Annotated in this window: 31 protein-coding genes; 7 read left to right on the top strand and 24 right to left on the bottom strand. The window is 65.8% G+C overall.

Going from position 1 to position 25428, the window contains the following annotated elements; genetic code table 11:
* Nucleotides 1-31 precede the first annotated feature (31 nt).
* Complete coding sequence (locus tag ACOQPI_RS06910; RefSeq protein WP_420618942.1) at nucleotides 32-415, bottom strand: cupin domain-containing protein; 384 nt, start codon at nucleotides 413-415, stop codon at nucleotides 32-34.
* Nucleotides 416-433: 18 nt separating this feature from the next.
* The gene (locus tag ACOQPI_RS06905) at nucleotides 434-958 is read right to left on the bottom strand and encodes a VOC family protein (RefSeq protein WP_420618941.1); all 525 of its coding nucleotides are present in this window, start codon (nucleotides 956-958) and stop codon (nucleotides 434-436) included.
* 116 nt (nucleotides 959-1074) lie between these two features.
* Here ACOQPI_RS06905 and ACOQPI_RS06900 point away from each other — a divergent pair, with 116 nt between their 5' ends.
* Both ACOQPI_RS06900 and ACOQPI_RS06895 read left to right on the top strand, forming a co-directional pair.
* On the top strand, nucleotides 1075-1281 hold the full coding sequence (locus ACOQPI_RS06900) for a type II toxin-antitoxin system VapB family antitoxin (protein ID WP_420618940.1): 207 nt from the start codon (nucleotides 1075-1077) through the stop codon (nucleotides 1279-1281).
* Nucleotides 1272-1691 carry a PIN domain nuclease gene (locus ACOQPI_RS06895; protein WP_420618939.1) on the top strand — a complete coding sequence of 140 codons (420 nt, stop codon included), beginning with the start codon at nucleotides 1272-1274 and terminating at the stop codon, nucleotides 1689-1691. Before ACOQPI_RS06900 ends, ACOQPI_RS06895 begins: the two co-directional genes overlap by 10 nt.
* 33 nt (nucleotides 1692-1724) lie before the next feature.
* Here the strand turns inward: ACOQPI_RS06895 and ACOQPI_RS06890 are convergent, their stop codons facing one another.
* From ACOQPI_RS06890 to ACOQPI_RS06875, 4 genes are read right to left on the bottom strand one after another with little or no spacing between them, the layout of a single operon-like run.
* On the bottom strand, nucleotides 1725-2684 hold the full coding sequence (locus ACOQPI_RS06890; RefSeq protein WP_420618938.1) for an SDR family NAD(P)-dependent oxidoreductase: 960 nt from the start codon (nucleotides 2682-2684) through the stop codon (nucleotides 1725-1727).
* Nucleotides 2685-2728: 44 nt separating this feature from the next.
* On the bottom strand, nucleotides 2729-3133 hold the full coding sequence (locus tag ACOQPI_RS06885; protein WP_420618937.1) for a cupin domain-containing protein: 405 nt from the start codon (nucleotides 3131-3133) through the stop codon (nucleotides 2729-2731).
* A gap of 12 nt (nucleotides 3134-3145) precedes the next feature.
* Nucleotides 3146-4123, bottom strand: coding sequence for a carbon-nitrogen hydrolase family protein (locus ACOQPI_RS06880; RefSeq protein ID WP_420618936.1), 978 nt, complete (start codon nucleotides 4121-4123; stop codon nucleotides 3146-3148).
* Between the two features lie 26 nt (nucleotides 4124-4149).
* Nucleotides 4150-5070 (bottom strand): enoyl-CoA hydratase, encoded by a 921-nt coding sequence (locus ACOQPI_RS06875; protein ID WP_420618935.1) that lies wholly within the window; start codon nucleotides 5068-5070, stop codon nucleotides 4150-4152.
* An 85-nt stretch (nucleotides 5071-5155) separates the two neighbouring features.
* On the opposite strand from ACOQPI_RS06875, the gene ACOQPI_RS06870 reads away from it, so the two are divergent.
* A complete protein-coding gene (locus tag ACOQPI_RS06870) occupies nucleotides 5156-6235 on the top strand; it encodes an alpha/beta fold hydrolase (RefSeq protein WP_420618934.1) in 1080 nt (359 codons plus the stop codon).
* 23 nt (nucleotides 6236-6258) lie between these two features.
* On the opposite strand, the gene ACOQPI_RS06865 is transcribed toward ACOQPI_RS06870, so the two are convergent.
* Both ACOQPI_RS06865 and mce read right to left on the bottom strand, forming a co-directional pair.
* On the bottom strand, nucleotides 6259-8388 hold the full coding sequence (locus ACOQPI_RS06865; RefSeq protein WP_420618933.1) for a heavy metal translocating P-type ATPase: 2130 nt from the start codon (nucleotides 8386-8388) through the stop codon (nucleotides 6259-6261).
* Between the two features lie 29 nt (nucleotides 8389-8417).
* Nucleotides 8418-8819, bottom strand: a complete 402-nt coding sequence (gene mce, locus ACOQPI_RS06860; protein ID WP_420618932.1) for a methylmalonyl-CoA epimerase — start codon at nucleotides 8817-8819, stop codon at nucleotides 8418-8420.
* Nucleotides 8820-8939: 120 nt separating this feature from the next.
* Here mce and ACOQPI_RS06855 point away from each other — a divergent pair, with 120 nt between their 5' ends.
* Nucleotides 8940-9899, top strand: a complete 960-nt coding sequence (locus tag ACOQPI_RS06855) for a hypothetical protein (RefSeq protein ID WP_420618931.1) — start codon at nucleotides 8940-8942, stop codon at nucleotides 9897-9899.
* 12 nt (nucleotides 9900-9911) lie between these two features.
* Here ACOQPI_RS06855 and ACOQPI_RS06850 read toward each other — a convergent pair whose 3' ends face one another.
* Both ACOQPI_RS06850 and ACOQPI_RS06845 read right to left on the bottom strand, forming a co-directional pair.
* Nucleotides 9912-10319 (bottom strand): hypothetical protein, encoded by a 408-nt coding sequence (locus tag ACOQPI_RS06850; protein ID WP_420618930.1) that lies wholly within the window; start codon nucleotides 10317-10319, stop codon nucleotides 9912-9914.
* Between the two features lie 43 nt (nucleotides 10320-10362).
* The gene (locus ACOQPI_RS06845; RefSeq protein ID WP_420618929.1) at nucleotides 10363-11595 is read right to left on the bottom strand and encodes an MFS transporter; all 1233 of its coding nucleotides are present in this window, start codon (nucleotides 11593-11595) and stop codon (nucleotides 10363-10365) included.
* 37 nt (nucleotides 11596-11632) lie between these two features.
* On the opposite strand from ACOQPI_RS06845, the gene ACOQPI_RS06840 reads away from it, so the two are divergent.
* Nucleotides 11633-12391, top strand: a complete 759-nt coding sequence (locus ACOQPI_RS06840; protein ID WP_420618928.1) for an enoyl-CoA hydratase-related protein — start codon at nucleotides 11633-11635, stop codon at nucleotides 12389-12391.
* 4 nt (nucleotides 12392-12395) lie between these two features.
* Here the strand turns inward: ACOQPI_RS06840 and ACOQPI_RS06835 are convergent, their stop codons facing one another.
* From ACOQPI_RS06835 to ACOQPI_RS06775, 13 genes are all read right to left on the bottom strand, one after another.
* Nucleotides 12396-13022, bottom strand: a complete 627-nt coding sequence (locus ACOQPI_RS06835; RefSeq protein WP_420621001.1) for a GNAT family N-acetyltransferase — start codon at nucleotides 13020-13022, stop codon at nucleotides 12396-12398.
* 23 nt (nucleotides 13023-13045) lie between these two features.
* Nucleotides 13046-13960, bottom strand: coding sequence for an exopolyphosphatase (locus ACOQPI_RS06830; protein ID WP_420618927.1), 915 nt, complete (start codon nucleotides 13958-13960; stop codon nucleotides 13046-13048).
* Nucleotides 13957-14373, bottom strand: a complete 417-nt coding sequence (locus tag ACOQPI_RS06825) for a DUF501 domain-containing protein (RefSeq protein ID WP_420618926.1) — start codon at nucleotides 14371-14373, stop codon at nucleotides 13957-13959. The genes ACOQPI_RS06830 and ACOQPI_RS06825 overlap by 4 nt, the downstream gene beginning before the upstream one ends.
* Before the next feature lie 38 nt (nucleotides 14374-14411).
* Nucleotides 14412-15065 (bottom strand): SRPBCC family protein, encoded by a 654-nt coding sequence (locus ACOQPI_RS06820; protein ID WP_420618925.1) that lies wholly within the window; start codon nucleotides 15063-15065, stop codon nucleotides 14412-14414.
* Between the two features lie 39 nt (nucleotides 15066-15104).
* Nucleotides 15105-15662, bottom strand: coding sequence for a nucleotidyltransferase family protein (locus ACOQPI_RS06815; protein ID WP_420618924.1), 558 nt, complete (start codon nucleotides 15660-15662; stop codon nucleotides 15105-15107).
* A gap of 34 nt (nucleotides 15663-15696) precedes the next feature.
* On the bottom strand, nucleotides 15697-16998 hold the full coding sequence (locus ACOQPI_RS06810; protein WP_420618923.1) for a DUF3179 domain-containing protein: 1302 nt from the start codon (nucleotides 16996-16998) through the stop codon (nucleotides 15697-15699).
* Nucleotides 16995-17795 (bottom strand): XdhC family protein, encoded by an 801-nt coding sequence (locus tag ACOQPI_RS06805; protein ID WP_420618922.1) that lies wholly within the window; start codon nucleotides 17793-17795, stop codon nucleotides 16995-16997. The genes ACOQPI_RS06810 and ACOQPI_RS06805 overlap by 4 nt, the downstream gene beginning before the upstream one ends.
* Before the next feature lie 2 nt (nucleotides 17796-17797).
* Entirely contained in the window at nucleotides 17798-18112 is a 315-nt protein-coding gene (locus ACOQPI_RS06800; protein ID WP_420618921.1) for an XdhC family protein, read from the bottom strand.
* Complete coding sequence (locus ACOQPI_RS06795; RefSeq protein WP_420618920.1) at nucleotides 18109-19263, bottom strand: vWA domain-containing protein; 1155 nt, start codon at nucleotides 19261-19263, stop codon at nucleotides 18109-18111. The genes ACOQPI_RS06800 and ACOQPI_RS06795 overlap by 4 nt, the downstream gene beginning before the upstream one ends.
* Nucleotides 19253-20167: an AAA family ATPase gene (locus ACOQPI_RS06790; protein ID WP_420621000.1), complete on the bottom strand. Its 915-nt coding sequence runs from the start codon at nucleotides 20165-20167 to the stop codon at nucleotides 19253-19255. Before ACOQPI_RS06790 ends, ACOQPI_RS06795 begins: the two co-directional genes overlap by 11 nt.
* 10 nt (nucleotides 20168-20177) lie before the next feature.
* Nucleotides 20178-21002, bottom strand: a complete 825-nt coding sequence (locus tag ACOQPI_RS06785; protein ID WP_420618919.1) for an FAD binding domain-containing protein — start codon at nucleotides 21000-21002, stop codon at nucleotides 20178-20180.
* A complete protein-coding gene (locus tag ACOQPI_RS06780) occupies nucleotides 20999-21460 on the bottom strand; it encodes a (2Fe-2S)-binding protein (RefSeq protein ID WP_419847487.1) in 462 nt (153 codons plus the stop codon). The genes ACOQPI_RS06785 and ACOQPI_RS06780 overlap by 4 nt, the downstream gene beginning before the upstream one ends.
* Nucleotides 21461-21556: 96 nt before the next feature.
* Complete coding sequence (locus tag ACOQPI_RS06775) at nucleotides 21557-21988, bottom strand: Zn-ribbon domain-containing OB-fold protein (RefSeq protein ID WP_420618918.1); 432 nt, start codon at nucleotides 21986-21988, stop codon at nucleotides 21557-21559.
* 146 nt (nucleotides 21989-22134) lie between these two features.
* Between ACOQPI_RS06775 and ACOQPI_RS06770 the strand changes: the two genes are divergently transcribed.
* Complete coding sequence (locus ACOQPI_RS06770) at nucleotides 22135-23391, top strand: MFS transporter (RefSeq protein ID WP_420618917.1); 1257 nt, start codon at nucleotides 22135-22137, stop codon at nucleotides 23389-23391.
* A 23-nt stretch (nucleotides 23392-23414) separates the two neighbouring features.
* Here ACOQPI_RS06770 and ACOQPI_RS06765 read toward each other — a convergent pair whose 3' ends face one another.
* Complete coding sequence (locus ACOQPI_RS06765) at nucleotides 23415-24584, bottom strand: thiolase C-terminal domain-containing protein (protein ID WP_420618916.1); 1170 nt, start codon at nucleotides 24582-24584, stop codon at nucleotides 23415-23417.
* A 38-nt stretch (nucleotides 24585-24622) separates the two neighbouring features.
* Here ACOQPI_RS06765 and ACOQPI_RS06760 point away from each other — a divergent pair, with 38 nt between their 5' ends.
* Nucleotides 24623-25417, top strand: coding sequence for a hypothetical protein (locus tag ACOQPI_RS06760; RefSeq protein ID WP_420618915.1), 795 nt, complete (start codon nucleotides 24623-24625; stop codon nucleotides 25415-25417).
* Nucleotides 25418-25428 lie beyond the last annotated feature (11 nt).

Here is a 25428-nt window from a genome sequence, read left to right as displayed (position 1 = left end):
CTACTGGTCCGGAGCGGGAATCGGACATGGCCTAACCGGCGAGTAGATCGTCACGGGGTGGGGCGAACACGTCGAGGATCCAGCACTCCCCATACTCATCGTCGCCGATGAACACCGAGTCGCCGTGCCACACCCCCTTGGGCGCGATATATGCCTCGCCCTCGCCCAGCACCACCCGCTCGGTGCTGTCGGGATCGTCGTTGATTCGGAAGTCGAGCTTGCCCCGAACGATGATCCCGAGCTGCTCGTGATCTTCGTGACGGTGCAGGAACGACCCGGTGGCCCCACCAGCGATGCGCCAGAAGCAGAGCTGGAGGCCGTCTCCGGTGATGACCCGACGGCGGAAGCCATCCCGATCGGTGTCCACGAACAGGTCGTCTTCGTAGAAGTAGCAGTACTGGTTGGTGAAGTTCATAACGATGGTCTCGATTATCTAGTCGTCTGCCGCCAGCCCGGCAAAACGGCGCTGCTCCTCAGCAAGATTCAGAGGGCGGATGATGGCCTCGTTCTCCTCGTCGCCCCAATGCTCGGCCGGCACCAGCCACATCACCTCGAACTCCAGCCCATCGGGGTCTTTGGCGTAAAGGCTTTTGTTGGCCCCGTGGTCGCTCTCACCGTAGAAGGCGCCCGCATCCACCAGCCGCTGGCGGATGTCGACCAACTCCTCCAGGGTGGGCACCTCCCAGGCAATGTGGTACATCCCCACCGAACGACGCCCGGCCGCCGACGGCTCAGCCCCGTCGCCGATGGAGAAGAAGGCGATGTCGTGGTGGTTTTCCGACGCCGGGGCCCGCATAAACACGAACTGGCCCGGTTCGTCAATGATGGTCTCAAACCCCAGCACATCGGCATAGAACTCCTGCTGGCGCCGTGCATCGCGCACATACAGCACCGCATGGTTCATCCCGGTGATCATGAACCGACCGTTCTCATCGCCCCCCAGCGTAGCCAACGCCATCAGCCATCTCAGCAGGAAGACATAACCTCGGACATCCCCATGCCGCGAGGTCTAGAAGCGGTTCTAGCCGAATTAAGTATATCTATTGGTACCACGACTGGATATACTCATGGGCCGTGACGAAGCGCCTGGTTGACATTGATGACGCCCTCCTAGCGGAGGTACGAGAACTGATCGGTGTGGCCACCATGAAGGAGGCTGTCAACACGGCATTGCGGCAATTGCTCGACACCGAACTCCGCCGACAGCACTTGCGCCGACTGGAAACTGGCCGAGGAACAGACCTAAGCGACGAAGAGATCATGCAGGGCGCATGGCGCTAGCTCCCCTGTACCTTGCCGACAAGAGTGCCCTCACCCGATTCGACCATCCGCCGGTAGGCCACCGCCTCGGCCCGCTTCTGGTTGAAGGTTTGATCGCCACATGTCCGATCATCGACCTTGAGATCCTCTACAGCGCCCGATCCCTAGCCGACTACGAGGCCATCCTCTCCGAGCGCCGCTCGCTGATGTCCTACCCCATCACCGAGCAAGTGACCGATCGAGCCATCGAAGTCCAGCACCAGCTAGCCCATCTCGGCCAGCACCGAATACCCCTGCCCGACCTCCTAATCGCCGCCGTGGCAGAGCTCAAAGCAGTCACCGTCCTGCACTACGACGCCGACTACGACCGCATCGCCTCGATAACCCAGCAACCCAGCGAATGGATAGCCCCCCGAGGCTCCATCCCCTAACCCGCTCTCCGACCACAGCAAGGTCAATCTGGGCTACCGCTCGAAGACTTGGAGGTCGGGGCGGTCCTCTAGGAGGTAGTCGTTGGTCAGGTCCTCGGTGAGGTGGCGGCCGTGGTAGGCGTCGAGGGCGTTGAGGGTGAGACCGTCGTCCTGGTAGACGGCCAGCTCCCGCTCCGGCTCGCTCAGGCGGCTCACGATGTCGCCGGAGATGTGGAAGGTGCGCCCGGTCACGTGGCGGGCAGCGTCGGTACACAGCCACACCACCAGCGGGGCGATCTTGCGGGGGGCCAGGGCTTCAGGGCTGGTGTCGGGGGCAGGGGCGGAGGCGGCTCCCCGGGGGGCCATGGTGAGGGCCATGAGATCGGTCCACCGGGCGGTGCGGATGGCGTACTCCGCGGTGGACGCCCCCTCGGCTCGGGGCCGGATGGCGTTGCACCGCACCCCGAAGCGGCCCAGCTCCCGCGCCGCGGTGCGGGTCAGGCCGATCACGCCCTCTTTGGCCGCCGAATAGGCACAGTGCGACGGGTGGCCGAAGCCCGAACCCGAACTGGTGTTGACGATCACGCTGGTGTCCTGCTGCACCAGATGGGGCGCCGCGTGCTTGATCATGGCGAAATAGCCCTTGAGGTTGACGTTCACGGTGAGATCCCACTCCTCCTCGGTGAAGCGCCAGATGTCGTTGTTGCGCCCGGCGGTGGCGTTGTTGATCAAGATGTCGAGGCGGCCGAAGGCGTCCACCGCCTGCTGCACGATCTCGGCTGCGCCGTCCCAGGTGGCCGACGTGCTGCTGGCCACTGCCTCGCCCCCGGCGTCGTTGATCTCCCCCGCCACCCGTTCGGCGTTGGCCGCCACCCCGTCGGGGGTCTTGCGAATGCCCAGGTCGTTGACGAGCACCTTGGCTCCCTCAGAGGCCAGCAGGTGGGCATGCTCTCGTCCGATGCCACCCCCCGACCCGGTCACAATTGCCACTTTGCCTTCAAGACGGTTTCCCATGGCGGGCACCCTAGTAGCCGGTTGCGGATCGGCTCCTTTGTGGGTCAGGACTGGTTGAACGATGCTGCCGCGTCGCCGGGGCGCATCACGAAGAACTCCATGCCGTTGGGTCCGCAGGTGAAGGAGTACTTGTGGTTGGCAGCCAGGATGACCGAGTCCTTCGGCCCCAGCTCCATCGACGGGGCATCGGCGCCGTTGGGCCACACCTCGCACCCGCCCGACACCACGATCAACAGCTCGTTCTGGTCATGGCTGTGGGGAGGGACGTGGTAGCCGGCGGGCATAGTGCTGTATTGGCACCAGAAACCCCCCTCCCCCTGGGCCACTCGCTTGCGCCCGGCACCGAGCTTCTTGGCCTCTTCGATCAGCTCCTTGGGGGCATCAGTGTTGGCGGACTCGTCCACCCACTCGATGTCGTCGAACTTCAGCACCTTGGGTTCTGTGCTCATGGCGCTCCCTCGCTATTGGGCCGGTGGGCCGTGGACTAGTTTGGCGAATTCGGTGGCGAACAACTCCGAGGTGCCCGACTGGTGGGTGGCCCGCCATTGCCGCCACGGGCACACGTCGTCCCAGCGGTGCAGCGCCTCGAAGTCTAAGTCGGCGACCACCAAGCCCTCGGTGTCGCCTCCCTCAGCGTAGATGTGGCTGAAGTCGGGAAAGTCGGGACCGCAGATGAGACTGTGCCCGGCGTAGTTGGCGGGCAGCGCCCCATCGAAGCTGTCCTCCAGGCTCTCGCCGAGGTCGATGCCGCCCACCTGGTTGGACGAGATGGTGAAGACGAAGTTCTCCTGCCCCCGGGTCGCGGCCACCCGGCGCATGGACTCCACCTTGTCCGGCCCGCCCGCGAAGGCGGCGGTGGGATTGACGATGATCCTGGCCCCTTGCAGGGCCAGAAGGCGACTGCCCTCGGGGTTAAGCCAGAAGTCGTAGCAGATCTGCACCCCGATGGGGCCGTAGCGGGTCTCGAAGACGTCCAGTTCAGATCCGGGCCGAAACGACACTCCTTCAGTCACGAACGGAAGCGAGCCCAGGTGCAGTTTGCGATAGGTCCCGAGGATTCCCTCGGGTCCGATCACTGCGGCGGCGTTGTAGAGGGCGTCGGGATCGTCGGGGTCCTGTTCGATCATTCCCACCACCAGGTACATGTCGTGGTCGTCAGCCGAACGGGCCAGGGCTTCAGTCGACGGCCCGGGCACGGTCTCAGCCAGTGACCGGTGCAGGTCACACGGTCCCCCTAGACGTTCGCATTCGTCGCAATGGATCGCCCCGGTCAGCGCCTCTTCAGGGAAGACCAGCAAGCCCACCCCCGCCTCGGCGGCCTTGGCAATCCAATCGGTGATCTTGTCCAGGTTGGCGGCCACATTGCCGGGCACCGGTGTGAAGTCCACCGCACCCGCCCGCAGCCGGGTCTCGTAGGGGGAATAGCGCTCTGGGATCACGGTCGTATTATCTCCTGATTGCCCGGTCAGCCGCCGCCGGGTGAGGTCTTGGCCGCCGGTTGGACTTTGGGAGCGTTTTTCCAGTGGGGCACGCCATGCTCCTCGGTTGCGATCCACCACTCGCCGTTGGTGATGGAGGCCCAGTGGGAGTGGTTGAGCTGGTGAAGGGTGAAACACGCCGACAAGGCGGTATTGAAGCCTTGGGCGTCCATGGTCTGGTTCACCGCCTCTTTGATCAGCAACGCGGCCATGGTGGGCACCGCGGCGATGCGCTGGGCGAACTCCAGGGTCTGCTCGTTTAGGGTCTCGTTGGGGAACACTTTGGACACCATGCCCATGGCATGGGCCTCGTGGACGTCGATGGAGTCGCCGGTGAGCAACAGCTCTTTGGTCTTGCGGGGGCCGAACTCCCAGGGATGGGCGAAGTACTCCACCCCCATCATGCCCAGCCGGGTGCCCACCACATCGGCGAAAGAGGCGTCCTCGGCACCCACGATCAGATCGCAACTCCACATGAGCATCAGCCCGGCGGCCAGCACCGGTCCCTGCACCTGGGCAATGGTGATCTTGCGCAGGTTGCGCCACCGCTTGGTGTTCTCGAAGAAGTAGTGCCACTCCTGAAGCATCAGCTTCTCCGAGCCCCGGCGCTGCCCGCCGTTCATCTGCCAGGTGGGGTGCTGGTTGGGACCGGGCATGCGCTCCTCGATGCTCTCTTTGGTGCCCATGTCGTGGCCGGCCGAGAACATGGGCCCCACCCCGCCCAGGATCACCACCCGCACGTCGTCGTCAGCCTCGGCCACTAGGAAGGCCTCGTTGAGCTCCACCAGCATCCCCCGGTTCTGGGCGTTGCGGGCCTCGGGCCGATTCAGCATGATGCGGGCGATTCTGCCGTCGTCCAGCGTCTCGTAGGTCAAGTACTGGTAGTCCATTTCCCTAGTCTCGCCCATTGGAAGATGCGGTGCGCTGCCAGGCGCGGTTCTAGGGTCCCTGGTTCTATTGTCACTGTTGTCAACCACCACCCACGGAGCACCCATGGCTGAGCAGGCGAGCATCGAATCCCACCACATCGAAACCGCTGGTCTGCGGTTCCACTACTTGGCGGCCGGCGACGAGGAAGCCCCGCCGGTGGTGCTGCTGCACGGCTTCCCCCAGACCTCTCACATGTGGCGGCACCAGATCCCGGTGTTGGCAGAGCACTATCGGGTCTACGCCCCCGACACCCGGGGCTACGGCGGCACCGACAAGCCCCGCGTCCGGGTCACCCGCGACCTGCTGGCCCGCGACATTGGGGACTTCGCCGACGCCCTGGGCATTGAGCAGTGCTCATTGGTGGGTCATGACTGGGGCGGGATCATCGCCTTCAAGGCCGCCTTGGAGCACCCCGACCGGTTCACGCGGCTGGGACTGGTGGACACGCTGTGTACGGTGTGGATCCCGTGGGGCATCCACGGGTACTGGTTCAAGTGCGAACCCGAGGCCGAACAGTTCTGGGAGCGCCATGCCAGCGAGTTCATCAACTCGGTTTTCGGCGGCGTCGAGGGCAGCTATGGCCCGCCTCCCGACTCACCGTGGAAGGCCCCGGTGGCCGACAACGAGGCCCAAGACCCCGGCGGGGCCATGTCCGACTGGAACCCCAGCAGGTACTGGAACGCCGACGACGTGGAGCACTATCGGTCGGCGTTCGACCAACCCGGATCCCACTTTCACGCCGTCTCCTACTACCGGGATTCCCTGCCATTCCACTTCCCCGACGACGAGGGCAATCTGGTGTATCGAACGCCAGCCCAGGTGGCCGAGATGTGGCACCATCCCGGACTGCTCTTCAGCCACCCCGACTTCGGCGTCTTCCCAGTGTTCGGCCCCGAAGACCTCGGCCGCACCTATCCCCATCCGGCCCTCTACCTGTATTCGGCGTTCCTCATGCCTCAGGCGTTCGAAGAAGGGTTCCCCTCCGACGATCACATCCCCCACGGCAATCCCTACGCCGACTCGTTCATCGACCACTTCCCCGATTACCGGGCCCGCCCCGCCGGCAGCGGCCACTTCATCCCCGAAGAAGACCCCGAGCGCACCAACGAGGTGCTCTTGGCCTTCTTGGCTGGGGAAATCTGACGCAGGCCGCGACCCAACTAGCCCTAGGCACCCCGGAATCGGCGCAGGCGGAGGCTGTTGGTGACCACGAACAACGAGGAGCCAACCATGGCTGCGGCGGCGAAAATCGGCTCCAACACCCCGGCGACGGCCAGAGGAATGGCCGCGGTGTTGTAGACGAAGGCCCAGAACAGATTGCCGCGGATGGTGTTCATGGTTCGACGGCTCAGCGCGATGGCGTCGGCCACGACACTCAGATCCGACGACATGATGGTGATGTCGGCGGCCTCGGCAGCCACGTCGGCCCCGGTGCCGATGGCGATACCGATGTCGGCTTGGCTGAGGGCAGGAGCGTCGTTGATGCCGTCGCCCACCATGGCCACCCGGCGGCCCTCAACTTGCAGGCGGGCGATCTCGTCGGCCTTGCCGTCGGGTCCGACACCTGCCATCACCCGGTCGATGCCCAGCTCATCGCCCGCCGCCTGAGCCCGTCGGGGGTGGTCGCCGGTCAACAGCACAGTGTCGAGCCCTAGAGACTTGAGCGCGGCCACCGCGGGTGGGGCAGAGGACCGCAACCGGTCGTCCACGGTGATCACCGCTTCGGCCACCGAATCCCGGCCCACCATCACCGCCACTCGGCCCATGGCTTCCACCTCGGCGGCGGCTCTGCTCACGGCCTCGGGAATGTGGTCGAACAACGCCGGCTTGCCCACCCGAACCTCGATGCCGTCAACCGTGCCCACTGCCCCGGTGCCGGGGAGGTTCTCAAAGTCGGTTACCGCGTGGCCGTTGTCGGCGGCCGAGGCGATGGCCTGTCCGATGGGGTGCTCCGACCGCGACTCCACCGCGGCGGCCAACCCCAACAGCGTGTCGGGATCGTTGCCCGGGGCAACAACCTCCACCACTTCCATGCGGGCCTCGGTGACGGTACCGGTCTTGTCGAACGCCACCGTGTCGAGCCGTCGGGTGTCCTCCAGCATCTCGCCGCCCTTGATGATGATCCCGAGCTGCGATCCCCGCCCGGTGCCCACCATCACCGCCAGCGGGGTGGCCAGTCCCAATGCGCAGGGACAGGCCACGATCAACACCGCCACTGCGGCGGTAAATGCCTCCGATGCTGGCTGTCCGCTGGCCAGCCAGCCGATCAGCGTAGCCACCGCGATCACCACCGCGGCAGGCACGAACACCGAGGAGATCCGATCAGCCAGCCGCTGGATGCGAGTGCGGTTGGTCTGGGCCTGCTCTACCAGACGCATGATCCGGGCCAGCACGGTGTCGGCACCCACGCTGGTGGCCTCCACCACCAACGAGCCGTTGGCGTTGACCGAGGCGCCCAACACGCGGTCGCCCGGTCCCACCTCCACCGGAACCGGTTCCCCGGTGACCATGGAGATGTCCACCGCCGACAAGCCGTCCACCACCACGCCGTCGGTGGCAATCCTCTCGCCCGGACGTACCACGAATCGGGTGCCTACCTCCAGGCCTGCCACCGGGACGTCGGTTCCGTCCTCCATTCGGGCCACCGGGGCCACCAACACGGCCAGAGCCCGCAGGGCGTCCCCCGATCGGCGGCGGGCCCGGTCTTCCAGATAGCGGCCGAGCAGAATCAGCACCACGATCACTGCTCCGGTCTCAAAATAGAGGTGGCCGTCGCCGATCTGGGCGGCCAGCACCACCGTCGACCAGATCCATGCCGCAGCGGTGCCCACCGACACCAACGTGTCCATAGTGGTAGTCCGGTGCTGGAGTTGGGCCCACGCCCGGCGGTGGAACCCCCACCCCGACCCGAACACCACCGCGGCACCCAGCACTGCGGCCAACCAGTCCGACGCCTGGAAACCCATGTCGAAGGCCAGCGCGTCCACCATGGTCAGCAGCACCACCACCGCGCCCATCGCCGCTGAGAGAATGAGCCGATGCGCTTGAGCGGGCTCCACGGCATGACCATCGCTGAGACCCTCAGGGAAGCGGGCACCGTAGCCCGCGGCAACCACCGCGGCTTGCAATTCAGCGTCCTCGACGTTCTCGCGACACGCCACCGAAGCCCGGCCCGAGGCGTAGTTCACTCGCGCCTCGACCACACCGTCAACTGCCGACAGGCTGCGCTCAATCTGCGCGACGCAGGCCGAGCAAGTCATGCCGTCTACCAGCAGCGTCGTACGACGCATCACCATGGGCCCAGTCTACGGAATGGGAGAGAAAACTATTCCTGGACCAGTTCGATGAGGGTGCCCAAGGCCCCTTTGGGGTGGATGAAGGCCACGGTGGTTCCCCGAGAGCCGGGACGGGGCTCAGCATCGATGGGAGTGGCCCCGGCAGCAAGCATGGCCTCCAGCGCGGCGGCGCAGTCGTCCACCCGATAGCCGACGTGGTGGATGCCCTCGCCCCGCTTGGCCAGGAACTTGGCGATGGGCGAATCCTCCCGGGTAGCAGTGGTGAGCTGGACGTAAGAGTCGGCCACCTTGATCAGGGCCTCTTCCACCCCGTCGTTTTCCACGATCTCGCGATGCACCACCGAGGCGCCAAAAGCCTTCTCGTAGAACGAAATGGCCTGCTCCAAGTCGTGGACTGCGATGGCGACATGGTCGATCTCAGTGAGAAGCATGGCCTTGCTATCGTAGGCCGACCTCCAGCCAAAGGCGCTGTCGAGAGCCGAAGGGGAACTCTGAATGAGGTTGCCGTCTGGCTCCATCACGAGGACACAACCATCATCTACGTTTGAGCGATGAAGTTTGGGCCCATCCACGTGATCCGCGACCGGACCTACTCCTCGCTGCTGCGCCAAATTGAGGCCACCAAGCCATCCAACGAAACCCAACGTCTGCAAGAGGCCCTTGACCGGGCTCGTCAGGAGCTCCAACTTCTTGGGGTCGATGTGGAAAGCGACGACCGCTTTGGACCTGAGATACCGAAGCAACTCCACTTGACCCCTCGACTAGGCGGAGAGGGCCACGAATATGTTGAACCCCCCACTCCGGCGCCTTCACCGCTCGCCTCCTTCAATGTTCTCGATGGATGGATCAGCCAGTTTGAGATTGACGGGGAGAAAGTGGGAGGGGCCGTTGGCCTGTCCACCGACGAGCGCATTGAGTGGCTAATGAACTCCATTGGAGGAGTGGCGGGCAAGAGGCTGCTGGAACTCGGGCCGCTTGAAGGTGCCCATACCAAAATGCTCTGCGATGCGGACGCGGCATCGGTGGTCGCGGTGGAGGGATCCAGGGCGCTATGGCTTCATTGCCTGGTCATAAAGGAGATCTTCCACCTCGATCAGGCGCGATTCATTTACGGGGACTTCAATCATTACGTCGCCGACTACGACGGACCCCCCTTCGATGCCGTGCTGGCCTGCGGGATGCTCTACCACCAATTCGACCCTGTAACGCTGATCGCAAAGCTCAGCAGCCTCACCGACACGGTTATGGTTTGGACCCATGTGGCGGACGACGATTACCCGCCCAACGGAGTACCCACTGAAGTCAGCGGATACAAGGGCCGTCGCATGGACTATGGCGATGCTCGCAACGAGTTTCGGAACTACTGCGGTGGCACAGCCCAAGAAGCCGTCTGGCTCTACCACGATGACTTGATCCGCTGCTTTACCGACAACGGGTTTGCCCGTATCGAGTCGCGCGGTGTGAGCCCAACCCCCGCGGGCCCCGCCGTATTGTTCGCAGCGTCCCGCTAGTCAGACCGGCCCTTAGGCCGCTTCTCGCCGAGCTGATTCGCCTTCCAACGACTCCCAGAGCTGGTCGCGCAGAACTTCGGCGTCGATGCCGTCCAACTGGTTGGCCGCAACCACGCCCTCGATCATGTCAGCCAGCACTGCTTCCCAGATGCGGTTCCGGACCATGACCGAAACCGTCACTGAGCCGTCGCCATGGCGGGCCAGCGTGCGGCGGCGACCAACCTCTCGGGGCGGGCTGCGAAAGCTGGGGACAACCAGCTCCTGTCCTCGCACCGCCATCCCCAACTGGCGGGCTGCCTCGGCAAAGGCCAGGCACCGGCCGGTCCTGCTCTCTTGCGGCCGGTTGTCGCCGTGAATGACCCGCATTCCCTGGGGCTCTCCCTCCTGGCCCTCCTGGCTTTTCTCATTGATTTCTCTCATACACCCAGTATCCCGATAGGAGTGACAGTTTCTGCTTTGAGCCCTAATTCAGATCGAGGACCTTGGTTCTACCGCTGATCACCCACCACAGAGCGGTGGCGGCCAAGAGAACACCGGCCCCGCCCACGGCGATGCGGGGGCCGATCACGTCGGCCAGAAAACCCTGGAGCTGGGCGCCGAGAGGCAGCCCGGCCAGCAGGGTGATGAGGTACAGGGCCAACACCTTGGCCCGAAGGGCCTCCTCCACCTGAAGCTGGATAACGGTATTGAGCGTGGCGGCAGTAGCGATGTGCGATGCACCCAATACAGCCAGTGCCACCACCGCCAACCAGTAGTAGGGCGAAAGCGCGAATCCCAACAGCGCGATGCCGTAAACCGGCCAGCCGAGTCCCACGAGACGGCTGCGGGGCACGCGACTTCCCCTGCCGGCCACAAACGGAGTGTTGAGCATCGCTCCCACTCCGGTGGCCGCAGCCAGGATGCCATATTTGGTCTCACCCACCTCAAACACGTCATTGGCAAAGATCACCACCAGGTGGATGATCGGCTGGCCGAAAAAGGCAATCACCCCGGCAATCAGGATGGACAAGCGAATGCCGGGATTATCGGCGGCGTAGCGCACCGCAGCGGCGGCATCTTTGAACACATTCGGCCTGTCGCCGTCCGCCGGAGCCAGTCGGGGCACCCGGATGAGCACCAGAGCGAAGATCGCGGGCACATACGTCAGCGAATTGGTAAAGAAGCACCAGCCAGGACCGCCTACCGCCAGCACGATCCCGCCGATCATGGGCCCGACCGCCCGAGAGGCGTTGAACTGAGCCGAGTTCAAGGTGACGGCGTTCAAGAGAGCGCCGCGGGGCACTAATTCCGTGACAAAGGCCTGCCAAGCGGGAAGCTGAATGCCGTTCACGCACCCGTTAACCACCCCGAGGGCTATATATGCTGCCGGCCGGTCGACGCCTGCGGCCCACATGGCCGAGAATCCCAGCGCGATCAGCGCTTGGGCCGAGTTGGTAAACGTCAGCATGATCCGCCGGGGGAAGCGGTCGGCCAGCGCCCCGCCAACCATCCCCAGAAACACCGCCGGCAAGGTCTGCATCATGGCGGCCAAGCCCACCCAGGTTCCGCTCTCGGTGAGGCGTTCGATCACAAAGGCCAGCGCGAGCATCTGCACCCATACACCAGAGTTTGAGATGAGAGCCCCGGAAATGAACAGGCGATAATTCCGGTACGACAGCGCTTGCCGCGCGCGTCGAGGAGGCCGGGAATCGGTCACTGCGCCAACTTATTCGCTGCACCCCTATTGTCATGGCATGGCCCTTGTGCTCTGCGAGATCGACGACGGCGTTGCCACCGTGACCATTAACCATCCTGAAGTGCGAAATGCAGTCAGCTTGGAGATGAACGGGGAGCTCGACGCCGTGTTCGACAACTTGGAGGCCGATGAGTCGGTGGGAGCGGTGGTGCTCACCGGCACGCCCCCGGCGTTCTCAGCGGGCGCCAACCTCGACGAGCTGCTGGCCGCTGACGACCCCAAGCGCCTGAGCTCCATCTATGCCGGGTTCCTGCGGGTAGCCCACACCCCGCTGCCCACGGTGGCCGCGGTGAACGGCCCGGCGGTGGGGGCGGGCATGAACTTCGCGCTGGCCTGCGACGTGATCCTGGCCGGACACAGTGCGATGTTCGAGAGCCGGTTCCTTCAGATAGCCATCCACCCTGGCGGAGGCCACACCTGGAGGCTGCGAAACATCTGCGACCGTCAGACGGCCATGGCCATGGTGCTGTTCGGCGAGCGGCTCGACGGACTGCGGGCCGCTGAGATTGGACTGGCCTGGAAATGCGTGGACGACGATGCCCTGCTGGATGAGGCCCACCGATTGGCCCGACGTCCGGCCCGGGCCCCCCGAGGACTCACCAAGGCCATGAAGCAGACCATCCTCGATATGGGTGGGATCACCGACAGTGAGGCGGCGGTGGCCCGAGAAGTCGATCCCCAGGCATGGTCGATGACCCAGCCCGAATTCAAAGAGCGGGTGGCGGCCCTCAAGGAGGCCATCAGCAAGTCGGACTAGCCGGCTAGCTCATCCAGCCAGCCACCAGCTCCGGTCCCCGCACTTGCCACTCCTCTGCGGTGATGCCATAGCGAACATGGTCTTCCCAACTGCCGTTGATCTCCAGGTAGCGCAGAGCGATGCCCTCGTTTCGGATGCCCAGCTTCTCCACCACCCGACGACTGGCCTGGTTGCGGGGGATGATATTGATCTGCACCCGGTGCAATCCCAGCGTCTCGAAGGCGTAGTCGAGCACCACCACCAGAGCCTCGGGGGCGTACTCCCGTCCGGCGTGGCGATGGTCGATCCAATACCCCACATGACCGCTCTGGAAGGGGCCCCGCTGCACGCCAGACAGGTTCATCTCCCCCACCAGCCGACCCTCGGCAAACACTCCGAACCCATAGCCAGCATCCATCTGGCGCTCCCGGTCGCGAGCGCTGCACCGGGCGGCGAAGGCCAAGCGGTCTTCCACCACGTCGGGCTGGGTGCTGGGGGGCTTTGGTTCCCACGGGGTGAGCCACTCCCGGTTGGCCCGGCGCACCGCCTGCCATTCAGCGAAGTCGCTCTCCACCAGCGGACGCAACTCCACCCGAGCCCCGCGAAGCACCTCCCCCTCCCGAGTCCCCCGAAACCGAGCCCAAGTCCGCACCAACCGCAAACCTACTCCTTCTCTCAATCCAAAAGGCTCAAAACCATCCCATCCAAAATGTCCGACTCCGACACCAAACAAGATTCAAACCCAAAATGCCGCATGATCTTCACCAACACCGCCATACCCCCCACGATCACATCCACCCGCCCCGGCTCCAGCCCCGGATTGAAAGCCCGATCAGCCCGAGACTCAGTGGCCAGCGTCCGGAACACGTCCTCAGCCGCGGCCTTGGTCAGCTCAAAGTGGTGGATCTTGTCCCGGTCGTATTCATGCAACCCCTGTTCCACCGCCGCGGCGGTGGAAATGGTCCCGGCCAACCCCACGAACGTCCGGGCCTGTCGGGCGGCGGGCATCTCCCGGTCGACATCGTCGAGATGAGCACCGGTCACCGAGATACAGGCATGCAGTTCCTCAGGAAGCGGCGGGTCGCCGTGCAGGTACTTCTCGGTGAGCCGCACACAGCCCACATCCAATGACATGGCCGCCTCGCAAGCGGTGGTGCCCACGCTCAGCTCGGTGGAACCGCCCCCCAAGTCCACCACCAAGAACGGCCCCAAGACAGGGTCCAGCTCGGCGGTGGCGCCCCGAAACGAAAGCTGTCCCTCGGCCAATCCGCTCAGCAGTTCGGGGCGAGTGCCGATCACAGTCTCGGCAGCGTCGAACAATTCATCGCGGTTGGCGGCATCCCGGGCGGCAGACGTGGCGGTGATCCGCACCGCTTCCACCTCGTGTCGATCCATCACTTCTCGGTAGCGACGCAAGCAGTCCAACGTGCGTCCGATGGCCCCCGGGGCCAAACGGCCGGTCTCATCCACCCCCTCCCCCAAGCGGGTGATGGTCATGAGCCGTTCCAGCGACTCGGTGCCGCCCCGGCTGACCAATAGACGAGTGGAGTTCGTACCACAGTCGATGGCGGCCACCACGGGGGACTTCACGCCCGATCCTCGGCTTCCAGGTGTCCGGCCACCCATCGACCGACAGGGTCGTCGCCCCCGGCCAAGTACCAGGCGTAGTGGGCGTGGAGGCACTTGACCCCCTGGCGGGTGCCTCCCACCCCAGCCGAGGGACGGTGTCCGGCATAGCCGTCGGGGATGGCGGCGTCCCGCTCGGCTGCGTAGCGGCGGTGGGCGTCGGCAAGCTCGTCAGGATCGACGGCTGCTTCGGCCCGGCCCACCCCCCCGGCCGACTCCAGCCGGCTCACCCACAGCACATCATCGGGGCCGACCAGCCAGTACCGGGTGGGCATGGGGGTGCCATCGTCCAAAAGGGGAGCGTTCCGCAGCACCCGAGGGGTGCCGTCATCGGCCCTGACCACTATCTCGTAGGGACCCCGGGGAACACGGCCCAACAGGGCCTCAACTTGCTCGGCGTCGCTTCGGTTCAGGGTCAGCCCTTTTTCTTCTTCCTTCTCTTGAACAGCTTCCTGATGATCCACAGCACGGCGATAAGCCCGGCGATGGGCCCGAATTTCTTCGCCGCCGGCGGGCCGGCGACATCCAGCAGGTCTACTGCTTCGGGCTCAGGACTGGACACGGGCCGAACGCCGGAGTCGTCGGCGGAGGCGTCCGACTCAGAGGAAGCATCATCGGAAGATGAGTCTGAAAGCATGGCCTCCAGATTATCGGCAAACTGATCCATGATCTTGGCGCTCACATCGGGGATGAGGTTTCGGCCGATCTGAGCCACCTTGCCGGTGATCTTGAGGTCGGTGGTAACCCCCACTTTGGTCCGGTCGTCACCCAGTGCCTCCACCGTGGCGGTGATTGTTGCGCTGGCGTTTCCTTGTCCCCGGGTTTCACGGCCCTCGGCCAGAATGACCACCTGCATGGCGTCTTGATCGCGTTCGGTGAATGTGGCCTTCCCCTTGTACTGGGCGTTGACCGGTCCGACCTTGACCTTGACCACGCCCCGGTACTCCTCACCCTCGATCTCGGTAAGCTGGGCACCGGGCAGACAGGGGGCAATCCGCTCCACATCGTTGAATGCGGCCCAAACATCGCTGGCCGAGGCGTTGACCTCGATCTCGTTGCTCATTTCCATGCTTGCAAGTCCTCCACAGTCACATTGATTCCGAACACTTCAAGACCATGCTTGCAAGTCCTGAACAGTGTCAAAATCCACCGGTTCTCCGGCACAGGATACTTCCGTAACCTGTTCGGGCCTCATTTGCATGAGCATTCTGGCCCCCACATCCCCGCTGGTGGGCAGCAGCGGCCAGACCGCCGCCCCCAGTTTCACCGGGGGGCTACGGCGCCCCTTGTAAACCGCGGTTACCAGATCGCCCTCGGCCTCAGCCACCGCACGCCACGACTCAGCGCCCACTAGGGGCTGGTCGCCCAACCCGATCACCACCGCGTCGTGACCGTCATTCTCGGCGATGAACACCCCAGCCCGCAGCGAGGTAGCTTGGCCCAGCTCCCAGGAGTGGTTCTCCACCACCACCACCCCGTCGGGGATCAGGTCGCGCAGCTCCACCGCCCCGGTCACGGTGTACACCGCGTCGAGCCCGGCCTCCAGTGCGGCATCGAGGGCGTGTTGCACCACGGCCTTGCCCCGAAACGGAGCTCGCAGCTTGTGGGTGTCTCCGCCGAAACGGGTGCCAGCACCCGCGGCCAACACGATGGCAGCGGTGGTCATGGCCGCGCCCCCTCAATCAGATCGGTTTGGATAGTCATGGTCCGAACACCTCGCCGTTGGGGTGAAATGCCGACCAGGCGAACCAGAACTCATTGGTGTGTACTACTGGGACAAGGCTGGTCCCAGCCAACTCCCCTTCGACTGCTTGGCCGAGCACGTTCCAGGTCGAGCCGGTGCGGTTGTCGGCGAAGCGTCCGTTGCCTAAGGGTGAGAACTCAAACGGCTCACCGTCGACCCGCCGGTCGAAGGCCAGGGCCGCCCCCACGTCCGCACCACCCGCGGTGACGGGGGAATCCAGGGCGTCGGCAGTACCCGGCGACCACAGCACCACCACCGGAACACCGGCCACGGTGTCGTTGACTGCTCCGTTGGCCTGCACCACGCTGAACGGGTAGGCCTTGTCATGACCTTCCACCGTCACACCGACGGTGCGCTCCAGGGCGGGGTAGCGGTCGTCCAGGATGGTGGAGTCGAAGAAGCCGGGAATGGGCGCCGACCGGGAGGTGTACTGCACATAGGGATTGCGGCCATAGCTGCTGGCGGGACGGCCGGGCGGTGCCAGCACCACCCCATCGGGATAGCCGGCTTTGAAGTCGCCCCAAGACACGATGGCCGACGGGATCACCTCTAGGCGGTGGCCTGCGAAGGCCCCCACCAAGCCCTCGCCACCGATCTGCTGCCACAGGGATTCGGTGGCGTCGTCCCACATCACCAGATCGCTGTTGCGGAGCAGGCCGGAGGTGCCGAACCGCAGACGCTGGCCGTTTACCACCGGATCGAACACCAATGCGCTGTTGCACAACGGGCAGTAGGTGACCAGCACTGGTCGGCCATCGACTTCGTCGTTGACGATCTCGTGGACTATGAGCATGGCCAGCGGATAGAAGCGGGCGGTATCACCCACCACCAGTAACAGGCCGGGTTCGGGGTCTGACCATCCGGCCTCCGATGCCGGGGCGAACTCGGGATCGTCGATGGGCGGGATGCGGTCGCGGATGGGGATCACCTGGATGCCGATGCGCAGCTCGTCGAGATCGATGGTTCGGGTGGACCAGTCGGTGGCCCAATCACCCGACACGTAGGCCAAGTCTCCGGTGGGCCCCTCGCCCCCGGTGATCACCTGGGGCGTGGGCAGGGCAGGAATTGGGGCAGATGTGGGGGTTGGAGTGGCAGCCGCCGCCGGGGACGCCGCGGTGGGTTCGGGTGCCTGGGTTGCGTCGACAACTGCGGTGTCGGTAGGGGCTAGCGGAGCGGCGGTGGGGTCGGCGGCCGGATCGGAGCTGCCACAAGCCGAGAGCACCAGCGCCGCCGCTACCAGCGGGGCGAGATGCTTCATCCCTCAGCCGGTGGGCGGTGGATGGGGCCTTCGCTGTCGCGCAGCGACGGAGCGGCGTGGCCGGTGCGGTTGGCGATGATCTCGGCGCACACCGAGATGGCGGTCTCCTCGGGGGTGCGGGAGCCGATGTCCAGCCCGATGGGGGCCATGAGCCGGTCGATCCCCTTCTGGTCTACCCCCACCTCGTGCAGCCGCTCCAGCCGGGTGGCGTGGGTGCGGCGGCTTCCCATTACCCCGATGTAACCCACGTCGGTGGCCACGGCCCGCTGCACCGCGGGCACGTCGAACTTGGGGTCGTGGGTGAGGATGCACACCGCGTCGTGGGGGCCGAGGCGGCCGTCATAGTGATCGAACACCTCGTCGGGCCAGGCCACCATCACCCGGTCGGCCATGGGGAACCGCTTGACGGTGGCGAACACCGGGCGGGCGTCGGCCACGATCACGTTGAACCCCAGCAGCTTGCCGGTCCGGGCCAAAGCAGCAGTGAAGTCCACCGCCCCGAAGACGAGCATGATCGGCGGCGGCGAGAACGACTCGATGAACACCGACACGTCGGTCTCTCGGGCCTGCCCCTCGGCGCCGTAATGGCGCACGCCGGTGCGGCCAGCGGCCAGTTCCCCCACCGCGTCGCGGCTCACGATCCGGTCGAGCTCGGGGTGGCCCAGCGTGCCGAGGATGTCGCCGTCGGGCTCCACCACCAGCTTGGCCCCGGCGTTGTGGCCCTCGATGACGGTGGCCAGCGCCACCGGCCGCTCGTCGACGATGGCTTCTCGCAGCCGGTCGTAGAGTTCGGTCACCGCTACCAGTCCAGCGGTTCGATGAACAGATGGATGGTGCCCCCGCAGGTGAGCCCCACCGCGAAGGCCTCGTCGTCGCTGTAGCCGAAGCTGACCATGCGCCGCTCACCGGTTTCAAGGATGTCGAGGGCCTCGACCACCACTGCGCCCTCCACGCAACCGCCCGACACCGACCCGATCACGTCGCCATTGTCGCTGACCGCCATGGCCGCGCCGGGATCTCGGGGGCCGGAGCCCTCCACGTTGACCACCCGGGCCAGCGCCGCCTGACGGCCCTCGGCCCGCCAGGCGTCCAAGTCGGCCAAGATCTCCTTCATGCTTCTGCTCCAACGGCAAAGACGGGCTCAGCGGCAGGTCGATCGTCGGCCAGCACGTCGGCCAGGAGCTCCAAAGAGCGCAGCGAGTGGCCCTCGATGAAGTCGTCGACATGGGGCAAGGCGGCGGCCATGCCTTGGGCCAGCGGCTGGTAGCCGGGGGTGGCCTTCAGCGGATTCACCCACACAAGTCTATGGGTCACTCGGTGCAATCGGGCCATCTGCTCGGCCATCACCTCGGGGCTCCCCCGATCCCACCCGTCGCTCAAGATGACCACGGTGGCCCCCCGTGCCATGCCCCGGATGCCCCACATCTCGTTGAACTCGGCCAGCGTGTCGCCCAGGCGGGTTCCGCCCGACCAGTCGCTCACCGCGTCGGCTGCTGCCCCTATAGCCCGGTCGGGATCGTGCGACGACAACTCCCGGGTTATGCGGGTGAGCCGGGTGCCGATGGTGAACACCTCTACTCGGCGGCGACCCACCACCGCAGCATGGACAAACCGGATGAGCGCACGGGCGTACGACTCCATCGACCCCGAGATGTCCAGCAAGAGCACCACCCGCCGGAGACGCTCTCCCGGCTCGGTATACCAGCGGCGCACCGGCTCCCCACCGCTGCGAATGGCGGCCCGCACCGTGCGACGCAGCTCGGGGTGCCCCGCGGTGCGATGAGTGCGGCGCCGCCGGCGAGATCGGCGGGTACCGCCGATGCGGGCCATGGCTGCCATTAGCCGGTGGGCTTCATCGATCTCGTCATCGCTGTAGTCGGTAAAGTCCTTGTCTCTCAGCACCTCATGGCGGCTCCATCGCAGCGTGAGCGTCGGATCGGCGGACTCCTCGTCCCCGCCGTCGTCATCACCCTCGTCTTCGCCGTCGTCGTCCACCACCAGGGTGATGGGCTGGGACACCTCCACCACCGGAGTGGCCACCAACTGCTGCCCGCCGTAGTAGGCGTCAAAGATCTTGTCGTAGATCTCGATGTCGTCGGGCTCGGTGACCAGAGTGGCTCGACCGGCCCAGTACACCGAGCTGCGATGGTCTAGGCCCACCGCGCCGAGGGCTTGGTAGTAGTTCACCGACGACCCCACGGCCACGTCGATGCCTGCGCCCCGAAGCGCGTTGACGAAGCCGATTGCGATCTCGTCAGCCTGCACGGGCGATGGCCTGTTCAATCAGACCGCCGATACCCTGGTCAACCACCCTTTGCTGGTCTTCCCGGTACTTGAGCACCGACCCCAGGCTGGCCTGGGTGATGTCCGGGGTCAGCTCGGCCGCACCGAGCTGACCCAAGGCCAGGCTCCAGTCGATGCTCTCGGCCACCCCGGGCGGCTTGTACAAGCCCAGCTCTCGGAATGCGGCCACCGCGGCTGCCACCTGCCGGGCCAGCAGCTCGCTGACCCCTGGCGCCCGCCTCCCGATGATCGCCACCTCTCGCTCGAAGCTGGGATGCTCCACCCAGTGGTACAGGCACCGCCGCTTGAGTGCGTCGTGGACGTCTCGGGTTCGGTTGGAGGTGATGATCACCCGAGGCGGAGTAGTCGCCGCGAACCGGCCGATCTCGGGCACGGTCACCGCGTAGTCCGACAGAATCTCCAGCAGGAACGCTTCGAACTCATCATCGGCCCGGTCAACCTCGTCGATCAACAGAACTGGGGGCGGACCCTCGACCGCCGCGATGGCCCGCAGCAGGGGGCGCCTGATCAAGAAGCGCTCGGAATATAGTTCGTCTTCCAGAGCATCAGCGGTGTCGCGAGTGGCACCCCCGGTGGCCTCAGCGGTGCGCAGATGCAGGAGCTGTCGGGAGTAGTCCCACTCGTACACCGCTTGGGCCACGTCGATGCCCTCGTAGCACTGGAGGCGGATCAGTTCGCCCCCGGTCCACGCGGCCAGGGCATTGGCCGTCTCGGTCTTGCCCACGCCGGGCTCGCCCTCCAGAAGCAGGGGGCGGTTGAGGGTCATGGCCAAGAACACGGCCGTGGCCAACCCCTCGTCGGCCAGGTAGTCGCAGGTCTTTAGCCCGTCGGCCACATCAGCGGCCGAAGAAGGCTGAGGGCCCAGAGGCTGGGCGTTAGCGTCCAGCGGCTTCGAGCGCCCGGCGGGTGAGCACCCGGGCGAGGTGCTCGCGGTACTCGGGCCCGGCGTTCAGGTCAGATGGCGGATTGGTGCCCTCGGCCGCTGCTTCGGCCGCGTCGGAGGCCGACGCGCCTCCGGCGAGGGCGGCCTCCACACCAGCGGCCCGGACAGGGGTGCTGTCCATATTCACCAGGCCCACGCCGGAGTTGCCGTTGGCCACGATGGCCGACACGCCCACGATGGCCCAGTCTTGGGCCCTGCGGTTGAACTTCTGGAAACCCCAGGTGGCGTCGGGCATCTTGGGCACCCGAATCTCGGTGAGCAACTCGTCGTCGCCCAGAGCGGTCTCCAGGAAACCGGTGAAGAAGTCGTCTATGGCGATCTCCCGCTCGCCGCCCGGTCCCCGGGCCACCAAGGTGGCCCGCATGGCCAGCATCACCGACGGCAGGTCGGAGGCGGGATCGCCGTGAGCGATGGATCCGCCGATGGTGCCCCGGTGGCGCACTTGGGGATCGCCCACGTGACTGGTGGCCTCGGCCAAAAGCCCGGCCTGCGCCTGCACCAGCTCGCTGGTCTCCACGTCGCGGTGGCGGGTGAGGGCGCCAATAGCTAGGTGATCGCCGGCGTCGTTGATGTAGCTGAGGTCGTCGAGGCGGCCGATGTCCACTAGCACTGCGGGGGTGGCCAGCCGCAGCTTCATCAGCGGCAAGAGCGAGTGGCCGCCGGCCAGCAGCTTGGCCTCGTCGCCGTGCTCGGCCAGCGCGGCCAGCGCCTCCTCGGCCGATCCGGCCCGGATGTAGTCGAATGCCGCAGGAATCATGACGAGGCCTCCGCGCAGTGCAAAACGGCTTTGACAATGTTGTGGTACCCGGTGCAGCGGCACAGGTTGCCCTCGAGCCCGATGCGGACTTCTCGCTCGGTGGGGTCGGGGTTCTCATCCAGCAGCGAGACGGCGGCCATGACCATGCCCGGCGTGCAATAGCCGCACTGGAGGGCGTGACACTGGCGGAATGACTCCTGCATGGGATGGAGCACGTCGCCGTCGGCCAGGCCCTCGATTGTCAAGAGGTCTTGACCGTCGGCCTGTACGGCCAGCATGGTGCAGGATTTCACCGACTCGCCGTTCACATGGATGGTGCAGGCGCCGCACGAGGAGGTGTCGCACCCAATGTTGGTGCCGGTGAGGCCAACCACGTCGCGGATGTAGTGAACCAGCAGCGTGCGCGGTTCCACATCATGCGAATGGCTGTCCCCATTGATGGTGACCGTTACTTCCACGGCATCTCCCTAATCGTCTTCCGGGTCCGCGAGAAATCTAGTACAACCACCCCCGCTCTGGTCACCCCGAACGGCAAGCCTTTGGCCACCGGCGGGTCAGGCGGGGCGCCAGGCGAGGAGGGTGAAGGGGCCTTCGTCGTCGGTGTGGTCTTCGAAGGCGACTTCGACGGGCTGGCCGGGGGCGGGCTCTTCATCGCCTTGCCAGGTGGCGGGCAGGCATAGGTCGTCTTGTTCTTCGAGTCGGCCCAGCACCACGGTGTAGGGGGAGGTGAAACCGGGGAGGAAAGCGTGGTGGTTCACCACCCAGCTCTCCACCGTGGCCTGGCCCGACAGAGGGGTCCAGGTGAACTGGAATGAAGCGCAGCGTCCACACATGGCTCGGGGCGGCCATCGCCACGCCCCGCAACCGTCGCAACGCTGCAACTCGAAACGGTGCTGGTTGACCCGCTCCCACCACGGTGCCGAGTCCCTCTCGGGATAGGGCCGGGGCTTGGGGGCTTGGTCGGCCGGGTGGTCAACAGCGGTCATCGTTCCCAGACTGCCACAGTCCCGACCTAGAGTGGGCCGAGCCCAGCCAAGATTGCGGGACAGCACCCATTTTGAAAGACCCAGAACAGACCAGTTGCCCAAACATGACGGCAGAGCCATGACGTTAGAGCGATGACGGCAGAGCCATGACGGTAGAGCGAACAGTGGCCTACCAGCGGGCGTCCCGGACGCTGATGGCCTCGGTGATCCCCACCTCGGCGGCTATGGCGTCGGGATTCGCGGCGGCTGCGGTGCTGGCCAAAGAGATCACCGACAGCGAGACCCTGGCTGGGGTGGCCGCCGCCATGATGCAGGTGGGCAGCGTGGTGATGACCGTCCCCCTGGCACGCCGGATGGCCCGACTCGGCCGCCGCCGGGGCTTGGTGGCCGGGTGGTCGATAGGAACGGTGGGAGCCACCCTTGCCTTTTTGGCCGCGGTGGCCGACTTCTATCCGCTGTTGGTGGTTGGGATCGTCGGCATCGGCGCGGGCAACGCCACCAACTTGGCGGCCCGATTCGCCTCCGCCGACCTGGCTCCCGACGACCGGCGGGCCCGAGCCATCGGAATGCTGGTGTGGTCGACGACGTTTGGCGCGGCCCTGGGGCCAACTATCGCATTGGGGCCTGCATCGGCGGTGGCCGGGTTTTTCGGGCTGCCGGAGCTGTCTGGCCCCTATCTGCTGGGAGTGGTCCTTTTCGTCATCGGGCTCACCGTCACCCATACATGGCTGCGCCCCGACCCGCTGGAAGTGCTGGGCACTTTGGGCAAAGCCGCGGCCCGGCCAGCACCGCTGCGGGTGGTGGGACGGCGAATCGCCACCGTGCCCGCCGCCCGCCTGGCGGTGATCGCCATGCTCACCGGCCAAGCGGTGATGGTGGGGGTGATGACCATGACCCCGCTGCACATGGACAACGGCGACCACCATCTGCGAGTGATCGGCTGGGTGATCTCGGTACACGTCATCGGGATGTTTGCCTTCTCCCCCATTGTGGGCTGGCTCGTCGACCGCATCGGCCCCTATCTGATGGTGGCGCTCGGCGGGGTGATCCTGTGCATCGGCGCCGAAACCGCGGCCCACAACAGTGCCGAGGACAGCGCTGGGATGTTCGCCGGCCTCCTCCTCGTGGGCTTGGGCTGGAGTTTCGGGCTGATCGCGGGGAGCGCGCTGCTCACCTCGGCGTTCCCGGTGGCCCAGCGGGTGGAAATGCAGGGAGGCGCCGATCTATTGATGACCGGTGGCGGGGCAATCGCCGGTTTGTCCTCAGGCGTAGCTATGGAACACTTCGGCTTTCACTCGCTGAGCCATTGGGCTGGACTGGCCGCCTTGCTGCTGGTGGCTGCCGCAGCCGCCGCCTGGTACGCCGCTCGGCAGGAGAGAGCCGAGCCAGTTCCCACTGCGTAGCCGACGCCTTCGCTGGCAATAAGTCAGCTATCTCGGCGCAGGATGATGGCCGAGGAATTGCCCGCCACGTAGCCCGGCTGGCCGGTGGACAAGGCCACTTCGGCGTCGGGCACCTGGAAGCGCCCGGCGGTACCCCTCACTTGACGGACAGCTTCGTGAAGGTTGTTGAGACCGTGCACATAGCCCTCAGATAAGAACCCGCCGTGGGTGTTCACCGGTACCCGGCCCCCGGGAGCAGTGCCGCCCTCGGCAATGAATGCGGCCGCCTCGCCCTTGGATGCGAACCCGTAGTCCTCCACCTGCACCAGCACCAGGTGGGTGAAGGCGTCATACAGAGAGGCGTACTGGATGTCGTCGGGGCCCACCCCCGCCATGTCGTAGAGCCGGCGGGCCATCTTGGCCGCGATGGAGGTGGTCCAGTCGGCCTGCACCCGATTGCTGTGCATCATGTGGCCGCCGCCCCAGGTCATCGCTGAGATCAGCGCCGGACGCCGGCGCAGGTCGCGGGCCCGCTCGGCGGTGGTGATCACCACCGCGGCGGCTGCATCGGTCTCCAAGCAGCAGTCGAACAGCCGGAACGGCTCCACGATCCAGCGAGAGGCCAGATAGTCGTCCATGGTCATGGGGCTCCGCATCATGGCCCGCTCGTTGTGAGCGCCATTGGCCCGCTGTTGCACGGCGATGCGCCCCAGGTCCTCAGAGGTGGTGCCCCACCGGCTCATGTGGGAGCGGGCGAACATGGCATACCACTGCGGCGGAGTCACCCAGCCGATGGGGTGCTGGTACTGGGTCTCCACGATGGCGGGAGGCGGGCGGCCGGTGCCGCCCATGCGGTGCTCGGAGCGGGCGTTGATGGATCGCCACACCACGATGTGGCGGGCATGGCCCAAAGCGGCCGCGCTGGCGGCGTGGCCCACCACCGAATGCGAGGTGGAGCCGCCGCCGAACTGGTCGCAGTACCACGACAGGTCGTCCACTCCCAGGCACTGGGCCACGATGGAGGCGGTGATGGAGTCCTGCACCTGATGGCAGGCCACCCCGTCGATGTCCTCCCGGCGCAGCCCGGCGTCCTCGATGGCGGCCATGATCGCCCGCAGCGCCAGCGTGAGGGTGCTCACGCCTGAGTTCTTGGACAGATCGGTGATGCCGATGCCCGCAATGGCCGCCTTGTCGCGGAAAGGGTGATCGCTCACTGTGACGACACTAGAGCGCAGCCGCTAGGTTCAGCGGCGTGAACGACTATCCCATCCACGTTGGCAGCATGCTCTTCACCCTGGTGGACCCGAATCCGGGCCACGAGAAGGAGTACAACCGCTGGTACGAGCGAGACCACTTCTACTCCGGGTGCATGATCGGGCCCTGGATGTTTGCCGGATCCCGGTGGGTGGCCCCCCGGGCGCTCAAGGACATGCGCATCACCGACGGCAGCGGCGAGGTGTCGCAGGCTGGCCAGGGCTCGTTCTTGGCGGTGTACTGGGTGCTCGGCGGCCACGACGAGGAGCACTGGGAGTGGGCCGGCGAGCAGGTGCACTGGCTGTACTCCAACGACCGGGGATTCGCCGAGCGCACCCACCGCCACACCATCTTGGCCGACGTGGGCTGGGCCGCCTACCGCGACGACGACCCGGTTCCCCTGGAGCTGGCCCTCGACCACGGCTATGCCGGCATCGGGGTGGTGGCCATGGACCGGGCCGACGGGGTGAGCGAGGACGAGCTCCACACCTTCCTGCGGGACAAGGCCATGCCCGAGATGATGGCCGGCTCCCCGGTGGCCATCGGCTCGGTCTGGAAGCCCCGCCAGCGCGACGAGATCACCTCCAACTCCCCCATGGACTTGGGCTCGGGCACCGGCTCCGAGGCCCGCACCCTCCAGATCTTCTTCTGCGACGAGCAGCCCGACGGCTGCTGGGACTCGTTCCAGGGTTATGTGGATGCCATCAACGGCTCGGGATTGGCCAACGTCTGCTGGGCCGGGCCGTTCTACAAGACCGTGGTGGGCACCGACACCTACGTCGACCAACTCTGAGACAGGTTCCC

This window comes from Candidatus Poriferisocius sp. (genome assembly GCF_965219815.1).
GTDB lineage: Bacteria > Actinomycetota > Acidimicrobiia > Acidimicrobiales > Bin134 > Poriferisocius.
Note: the sequence above shows the minus strand (reverse complement) of the source record. Positions and strands in the feature narration are given on the sequence as shown.